The 8,140-nt window shown below is 45.8% G+C and carries 7 protein-coding genes; all 7 read left to right on the forward strand.

Annotated elements, in window-relative coordinates; translation table 11 throughout:
- The coding region (locus tag MHM99_RS20215; protein WP_275445619.1) for a FimV/HubP family polar landmark protein at positions 1 to 1,646 on the forward strand (1,646 nt) is incomplete at its 5' end.
- Positions 1,647 to 1,850: 204 nt separating this feature from the next.
- Positions 1,851 to 2,642, forward strand: a complete 792-nt coding sequence (truA, locus tag MHM99_RS20220; protein ID WP_014998803.1) for a tRNA pseudouridine(38-40) synthase TruA — start codon at positions 1,851 to 1,853, stop codon at positions 2,640 to 2,642.
- A gap of 309 nt (positions 2,643 to 2,951) precedes the next feature.
- Complete coding sequence (gene accD, locus MHM99_RS20225) at positions 2,952 to 3,797, forward strand: acetyl-CoA carboxylase, carboxyltransferase subunit beta (protein WP_014949945.1); 846 nt, start codon at positions 2,952 to 2,954, stop codon at positions 3,795 to 3,797.
- Positions 3,797 to 5,128: a bifunctional tetrahydrofolate synthase/dihydrofolate synthase gene (folC, locus tag MHM99_RS20230; RefSeq protein WP_049589172.1), complete on the forward strand. Its 1,332-nt coding sequence runs from the start codon at positions 3,797 to 3,799 to the stop codon at positions 5,126 to 5,128. The genes accD and folC overlap by 1 nt, the downstream gene beginning before the upstream one ends.
- A 46-nt stretch (positions 5,129 to 5,174) precedes the next feature.
- On the forward strand, positions 5,175 to 5,795 hold the full coding sequence (locus MHM99_RS20235; RefSeq protein WP_049589174.1) for an SPOR domain-containing protein: 621 nt from the start codon (positions 5,175 to 5,177) through the stop codon (positions 5,793 to 5,795).
- A 160-nt stretch (positions 5,796 to 5,955) separates the two neighbouring features.
- A complete protein-coding gene (locus tag MHM99_RS20240) occupies positions 5,956 to 6,444 on the forward strand; it encodes a CvpA family protein (protein WP_014949942.1) in 489 nt (162 codons plus the stop codon).
- A gap of 14 nt (positions 6,445 to 6,458) precedes the next feature.
- Complete coding sequence (gene purF, locus MHM99_RS20245) at positions 6,459 to 7,982, forward strand: amidophosphoribosyltransferase (protein WP_014949941.1); 1,524 nt, start codon at positions 6,459 to 6,461, stop codon at positions 7,980 to 7,982.
- Positions 7,983 to 8,140: the final 158 nt, after the last annotated feature.

Here is an 8,140-nt window from a genome sequence, read left to right on the forward strand (position 1 = left end):
AAGAAAAAGTTGAACCTGAAACTGAAGCTGAACCTGAACCTGAAGCCGACTTGGAAGATGAAGTAGAGCTAGAGGCGGAAGCCGAAGGTGAACCAGAGTTAGAACTAGATTCAGAGCCAGAGTTTGGCACTGAAGTAGAAGCAGAACAAGACACTGAGATTGAGCCTGAATTAGAGGCGGAACTTGAATCTGAGCCAGAGCCAGAATCAGAGCTAGAATTCGAAGCTGAGCCTGAAACCGACTCGGAAGATGAAGTAGAGCTAGAAACGGAAGCCGAAGCAGAACTACAGCCAGAAACAGGCGTAGAGCCAGAGCTCGAAGCTGTCGATGAAGACGCTGAAGAAAAGGCAGGGCAAACGTCAGACGATCCACTAGATGACGCTATTGAAGCGTTTGAAAGACAGATGATGGATGATATTCCTTCGTTCAGTCAGATGGATACGGAAGAGCCATTAGCGCAGGAAAAGCCATCAGCGCCAGCGGAAGATGCTTCAGCAGAAGACAGTGATGAATACGACGACAGCCTGTTAAACGCTGCGTATGACGAAGTAGAAAGCTTTGAATTAGAGCAAGAAATTGACGGTGTAGTAGACGGTGAAGATGAAGGTGACGAAATATCATCAGAATCTAGTGCTGCTGAAGAATCGAGTTCACCTGAAGAAACTGATTTAAACCAAAGCGATTCAGATAAGAACAGCGAAGAAGACTTTAACGAACTTGACGATGTTCCTGGCCTTGACGACTGGCTGTCTGCTTCCGATGACGACGATCATGTAGACGACAACGAGATTCTTGACGATCTTGACAGTGCTGAGTTCGATGAGCTTCTTCAAAGTCTTGAGTCAGACGCTATTGTTGATACAAGTGATGTCGACACCAGTGAAATTGAAAGTGATGACGACGGTCAGGATCCAGAAGCATCTTCAGCAGAGAGTGAAGATACTTTCGAACTTGAGCAGGAAGATGATGAAGCCACATTCGAGTTAGAAGGGAGTGACGACAACCTTGGATTCGACGAAAGCGATGATACGTTTGAACTAGACGAAGAAGATGAAACCTTTGAGCTAGACGAAGATGGTGCTTTTGAGTCTGAGCAAGAAGACGACGAAGATACTTTCGCCCTTGAAGAAGATGATTCGGAACTTGCATTAGACGACCTTGAAATTCCAGATGATGTGGAATTGGATATTGCCACGCCAACTGAAATTGAAGAGGACGAACAAGAGGCTCAATCCGTTGAGACTGAAAAGGCTCAAGAGGATGATCTTAAACTCGATAACCCTGATTTAGATCTTGCCGCCTTACTTAGTGATGTCGACAGTGAAAGTGACGCGCAAAAGCCACCAGAAGACTTCCTTGATGTAGAGGCTTTAATGGACGATGGCGATGATGCAGACGCTATTGACCCGGATAGCCAAGCGCTAGATCTTGATGTAAGTTTATCTGACTTCACAGGTGTATCTGATGAAGATACGGTGATTGATATAGATAAAGACGCAGGGCAGAACGCTAACCTGGACTTAGCTCGCGCTTATATTGAAATGGACGATGTGGACGCTGCAAAAGAGTTGCTTGAAGAAGTAATGAAAGAGGGTAGCGAAGAGCAAAAACAGGAAGCTGCAGCGATTATAGCGAATATCGCCTAGATAATCTGTGCGGACGCACACAATAGATTGTTCGCCAGACATAATGAACGGCCTGTGTATTTACAAGATACGCAGGCCGTTTTTGTTTTAGGTGATGTACATTTATTTTCTATGACCTAAAGGAGTTTTGCGTATTAGCGGCATTGCATGTTGCAAGCGACATGACTACACTTAGCGCCTTTTCAGAAACGGGGTAATACAGATATGGGGCGAATTGCCTTAGGGATTGAATACGACGGTGCTGCTGTATACGGATGGCAACGCCAGCGTGAAGTACCAAGTGTTCAAGAACATCTTGAAAAGGCACTATCGACAGTAGCCAACCAACCCATTGAAGTACAATGCGCTGGACGTACCGATGCTGGTGTACATGCTACTGGGCAAGTGGTTCACTTTAACTGTGATGCACCACGCTCAGAGCGCGCTTGGACACTCGGCGTAAATGCGAATCTGCCTAACTCTGTTGCTGTTACCTGGGCAAAGAACGTCAGCGATGATTTCCATGCACGTTTTTCTGCTACCCATCGCCGCTATCGTTACGTTATTCATAATGCGAAAATGCGCCCAGCTATTCTCCATTCCGGTGTTACCCATATTCACCGCGAATTAGATGAGAAAAAAATGCATGTTGCCGCACAAGCCTTGCTAGGCGAGCAAGACTTTACCTCGTTCCGCGCAGCGCTTTGCCAAAGTAAAACGCCATTTCGCAACGTTACTGATGTAAGCGTATATCGCCAAGGGCGATACGTTATAATTGATATTCGAGCCAATGCTTTCTTGCATCATATGGTTCGCAATATCACGGGCGCGCTTGTTGAGATTGGGGCAGGGGAGCAAGACGTAAATTGGATAGCTCACTTGTTAAGCCTGAAAGACAGAAGTAAATCTGCAGCCACGGCGAAGCCAAATGGGTTGTACTTGGTCGACGTCACTTACCCTGACGAGCATGGTTTACCTAAGCCGCCTTTAGGACCACTATTCCTTCCAGAAGCCTAATCTATCTACCTTCGCCTTTAAATTTTTCAATCTGAGTTAGCTGCACATCGGCTAGTAGTTAACTCAGGTTGTATTGAAGCGTGTATCTTCAAATCATCCCTTGCCAACTTCTAAGACCAGTTTTGTTTTTTCCATTTCGTTGTATTGTGGTCTAATAGCGCGCTATATTAGGTAGCTGTTCTATTGTGTTACGTATTTTTTCTTTGTAATACAGTATGAAACTTAAAAAATTAATGTGTTGTTGACCACAAGTATGAAAATACATCAATCGTCATGGTCGGCAAACAAAAAACAAAGGATTCAATTTCCATGAGCTGGATTCAAAAAATTCTTCCTCGCACGCAAACATCAACCAAAGGTAACGTACCAGAAGGTATCTGGACGAAGTGTGGTTCATGCCAAGCAGTGCTATATAAGAGCGAACTGGAAAAACTTCAGGAAGTTTGCCCTAAATGTGACCATCACATGCGTATTACGGCGCGCCGCCGTATCGATGCGTTCTTAGACGATGGCGATCGCGTTGAGTTAGGTGCAGAGCACGAGCCACAAGACGTACTTAAATTCAAAGACTCTAAGCGTTATAAAGACCGTATTGTTGCTGCACAAAAGGCAACAAACGAAAAAGACGCACTAGTGGTAATGCAGGGCAAGCTAAAAGGTATGCCGGTAGTAGTTGCGTGTTTTGAGTTTGCGTTTATGGGCGGCTCAATGGCATCGGTTGTAGGCGCTCGCTTCGTTGCTGCTGTTAATGCATGTTTAGAAAACGATATGCCGCTTATTTGCTTTAGTGCAAGTGGTGGTGCACGTATGCAAGAAGCATTGATGTCGCTAATGCAAATGGCTAAAACATCTGCAGCGCTTGCTAAAATGAGCAAGAAAGGCCTGCCTTATATTAGTGTACTTACCGACCCTACAATGGGTGGTGTATCTGCAAGCTTGGCAATGCTTGGTGACGTAAACGTAGCCGAGCCAAAAGCGCTAATCGGCTTTGCGGGTCCTCGCGTAATCGAACAAACAGTAAGAGAAAAGCTGCCTGAAGGTTTCCAGCGCAGTGAATTCCTTGTTGAGAAAGGTGCAATTGATATGATTGTTGACCGCAGAGATATGCGTGATAGATTACACAGCCTGTTGGTTAAGTTGCATTATAAGAATTAGTGAATAACGAAAACAATTTAAATACTGGCTCAGCGCCACACGCAGAAAACGCCTCAGCGTCTTCATCTTCGCAAAAAAGCCTGAGCCAGTGGTTATCCTACCTAGAATCTATTCATCCTAGCGCCATCGATATGGGGCTAGACAGAGTGAAAGAAGTGGCCAATGCCATGGCACTCTCACTCAGCCAGTCTTTGGTTATTACTGTAGCAGGCACAAACGGTAAAGGCACAACGTGCCGCTTACTTGAGCAGGCTATGCTTTCGCAAGGCAAAAGTGTTGCGGTATACAGTTCCCCCCATTTAACCGACTATCGTGAACGCGTGCGTTACAACGGCGAATTACCGCCTGCCGATGAATTTGTAAATGCATTTGAGTTTGTTGAAAATGCGCGAAAAGACACCGGTGGCGAACCTATTACTCTAACTTACTTTGAGTTCGGTACACTGGCTGCCATGAAAATGATGCAGTCATGGGCTGTTGATGTGGTCATTCTTGAAGTAGGCCTAGGCGGACGTTTGGATGCCACCAACATTATTGATCCCAATCTAGCTGTTATTACGACTATCGATCTTGACCATCAAGATTGGCTTGGTAACACCCGCGAAAAAATTGCTCGGGAAAAAGCGGGCATTATGCGCAAAAAGGGCAATGCAGTGGTTGGTGAACTGTTTCCTCCATCATCGCTTTACGATGTGGCTAACGAGCTACAAGCTAACGTACGTTGGGCTACACAAGATTTCGAAACAGTGGTAGCAAGTGATTACAGTGAGTGGAGCTGGAAAGGGAAGAGCAATAGTTATACGTCGCTACCTTATCCTAAAATTCCACTTCAAAATGCGAGTACAGCGTTGGCCGCGCTGGAGCTACTAGATTTGCTGCCCGAAGAAAGCGTGGTAAGAGATATTATTGAGAACACCACCATGCCGGGGCGCCAGCAGACTATCAGTGATTCCCCGTTAGTAGTTGTAGACGTTGCCCATAATCCACAAGCGACGACAGCTATGCAAGATTGGCTAAACCGTTACGATGTAAGCCAAATGCGCGTTGTGGTGGGCATGCTAAAAGATAAGTCTATTGCAGAGACCTTAGCGCCACTGGCGACACTTAATGCCAAGTGGTACGTAGCGTCAACGAGTGGTCCTCGGGGCTGCAAGGCAGAAGTACTTGAAAATGCACTTGTTAATGCCGGCACAACCATAGAGAATATAGACACGTTTCGGGACGTGACCTCGGCATATCAGCGCGCGCTTGCAGATTATCAAACTGGTGAACTTATTCTCGTTTTTGGTTCTTTTGTTACCGTAGCAGACGTGCTTGCTGAGCAAAACTAACACGCGCATTGTAGAGTAAAACCGTGTATTCAAGCAGGAGAGCACAGTGACATCGGCATTAAAGAATAGACTGGTGGGGACAATTATTGTTGTCGCCCTAGCGGTAATCTTTTTACCAGACTTTCTTGATGGCAAAAAGCAAACAAACAGAGAACCTTTTGTCTCTGTACCTGCTAATCCGCCTAAAAAGCCCATCGTAGAGCCAGAGTCGTTTCCATCAGAGCGCGTGGCGAAAGCTGCGGTGCCAGCGGTTGAAATTCAAGATGAAACGGCATTAGATGATGATTTGGATTCTTCTGGCGCAGGGGAAAGTGGTCGTGCAGGTGAAGCCACTACCGCAACAGCGCCAGCGGTGAAAACCTTTGAAGAAGAGGACAATCTAGCAAGCCAAACGGTGGTTAATACAAAAAGTGTCGCAGACGATGACGCTGGTTGGGTTATTCAACTTGGCAGCTTCCGACACGAGAAAAACGTGAAGGCACTGCTGACGAAACTGGAAAAGGCTGGGTATCGTGCGTTTAGTCGCAAAATTCAAACCAGTTCTGGCCCGCTTAATAAAGTTTTCGTTGGCCCAGATTTAGACAAGAAAAAACTGGAATCGGCACTACCTCACTTAAAGGAACTCACGAGTCTTAAAGGTAAGGTCACTACGTTCAAAGTTGAATAGTGCGCATTGTTCCTGGCGCTAGTCGAATTAAGCACGGACAGAGCAACAGGGATTGGTATTACAGACTAGTAATATTTTTATCTTCTGTTAGAATGCGCGCCATCTCGCCAAAGGCTCGTTGCTTTACGATAAAAAGCAACATCAACGCAATAAAGAGACGATGAACTGGGTAGACTTTTCCATACTGGGTATCATTGCGGTATCTACCTTAATAAGCCTGATCAGAGGGTTTGTTAAAGAAGCCATCTCGTTAGTGGTATGGTTTGCTGCACTCTTTATTTCAAGCAATTTCTACGCTGACCTCGCCGTTTACTTCACAGCCATTGACGATCCTTACTTAAAAAACGGTGCTGCAATTGCAGCATTGTTTGTCACCACGCTCATTCTTGGCGGCATGATCAATTACGTGATTAGCCAATTGGTTCAGGCAACAGGGCTGTCTGGAACAGATAGGGCCCTCGGTATAGTTTTTGGCGCACTGCGTGGCGTGCTTATAGTTAGCGCATTGCTCTTTTTTATGGATACCTTTACTGGTGCAGCTTCCTCAGATTGGTGGCAAGCATCGGTACTCATTCCAGAGTTTGGTGTCATCATTGAGTGGTTTTTCAGCTATGTGAAAGACTCCTCCAGTTTCTTAAATCCCGCTTGAAATAGGTAACGCACATGTGTGGTATAGTCGGAATAGTTGGTAAAACGCCCGTAGCTCAGTCACTGTACGACGGTCTAACGGTTATTCAACACCGTGGACAGGATGCCGCAGGCATAATGACTATCGACCAAAATATGTTTAATTTGCGTAAGGCAAATGGTTTGGTTCGAGATGTTTTCCATACGCGTCATATGAAGAGACTGTCTGGCAACATGGGTATTGGCCATGTTCGCTATCCTACCGCGGGTACATCAAGCTCTGCAGAGGCGCAACCGTTTTATGTGAACTCGCCGTTTGGTATTGCCTTTGCTCATAACGGCAACCTCACCAACGCCCATGAGCTGCAGGAAGAAGTATTCCGCATTGCACGCCGCCACATCAACACCACCTCAGATTCAGAATTACTGCTTAACATTCTTGCGCATGAACTGCAGCAGGTAGCAGGTTTAAGCGTAAGTGCCGAACACATTTTTGAAGTAGTAACGAAAGTTCATAAGAAAATTCGTGGTGCCTACGCAGTCGTTGCGGCGATCATCGGCCAAGGTATTGTAGCGTTTCGCGACCCGCACGGTATTCGTCCTCTAGCACTCGGTAAGCGTATGAGCGAGCTGGGTGAGGAATGGATGGTGGCATCTGAAAGCGTGGCGCTTGATGCTGTTGGCTTCCAGTTTGTGCGCGATGTAATGCCAGGTGAAGCGGTATTTATTACCGAAGAGGGTCAACTGCACACCAGACAGTGCGCCGAGAATCCAGTAACCTCTCCGTGTATCTTTGAGTTTGTTTACTTTGCTCGCCCAGATAGCTTTATAGATGGCATTTCAGTTTATGCATCGCGTGTAAACATGGGCCGTAAGCTAGGTGAAAAAATTAAGCGCGAATGGGCAGATCTGGATATCGACGTGGTTATTCCTATTCCTGAAACGTCGATGGACGTGGCGCTTCAAATCGCAAACACACTGGATTTGCCATATCGCCAAGGCTTCGTTAAAAACCGCTACATTGGCCGTACTTTCATTATGCCTGGCCAAACCATGCGTAAAAAATCAGTACGCCGTAAGCTAAACGCAATCTCATCTGAGTTCAAAGGTAAGAGTGTACTACTTGTCGATGACTCTATCGTGCGCGGTACTACATCAGGTCAAATCATTGAGATGGCGCGTGAGTCAGGTGCGAAGAAAGTATACTTTGCGTCAGCTGCTCCAGAAATTCGTTTCCCAAATGTGTATGGTATTGATATGCCATCGGCAAACGAACTGATTGCTTATGGTCGTGAAATCGATCAAATTGCAGAGCTTATCCAAGCAGATGGCCTTATCTTCCAAGACATTTCTGACTTGGTGGATGCCGTTCGCGAAGAGAACGAAACCATTCAGCGTTTTGAAACGTCTGTTTTTGATGGGAACTATATTACTGCGGATATCGACCAAGAGTACCTTGAGCGAATTGATATGTCGCGCGGTGAAGCGTCAAGAAAAGCGCCAGTGGTACAAGCAGAGCTTAGCAATCTTGATGTGCATAATATTGATGCCGCTGATTAATGTAAGACGCTCTTTGATATAACAAAAAGCCGCTTTTTAAAGCGGCTTTTTTAATGCTTTTGTCCCGTCCTAAAATACGTTGACATAAAGAGGACTTCTTTATGACAACTTCAAGTAATCAAAGACCTAAGCGCACACAGCGTGATTACACATTAGCT

The sequence above is a fragment of the Alteromonas sp. MmMcT2-2 genome (assembly GCF_022348305.1).
Taxonomy (GTDB): domain Bacteria; phylum Pseudomonadota; class Gammaproteobacteria; order Enterobacterales; family Alteromonadaceae; genus Alteromonas; species Alteromonas macleodii.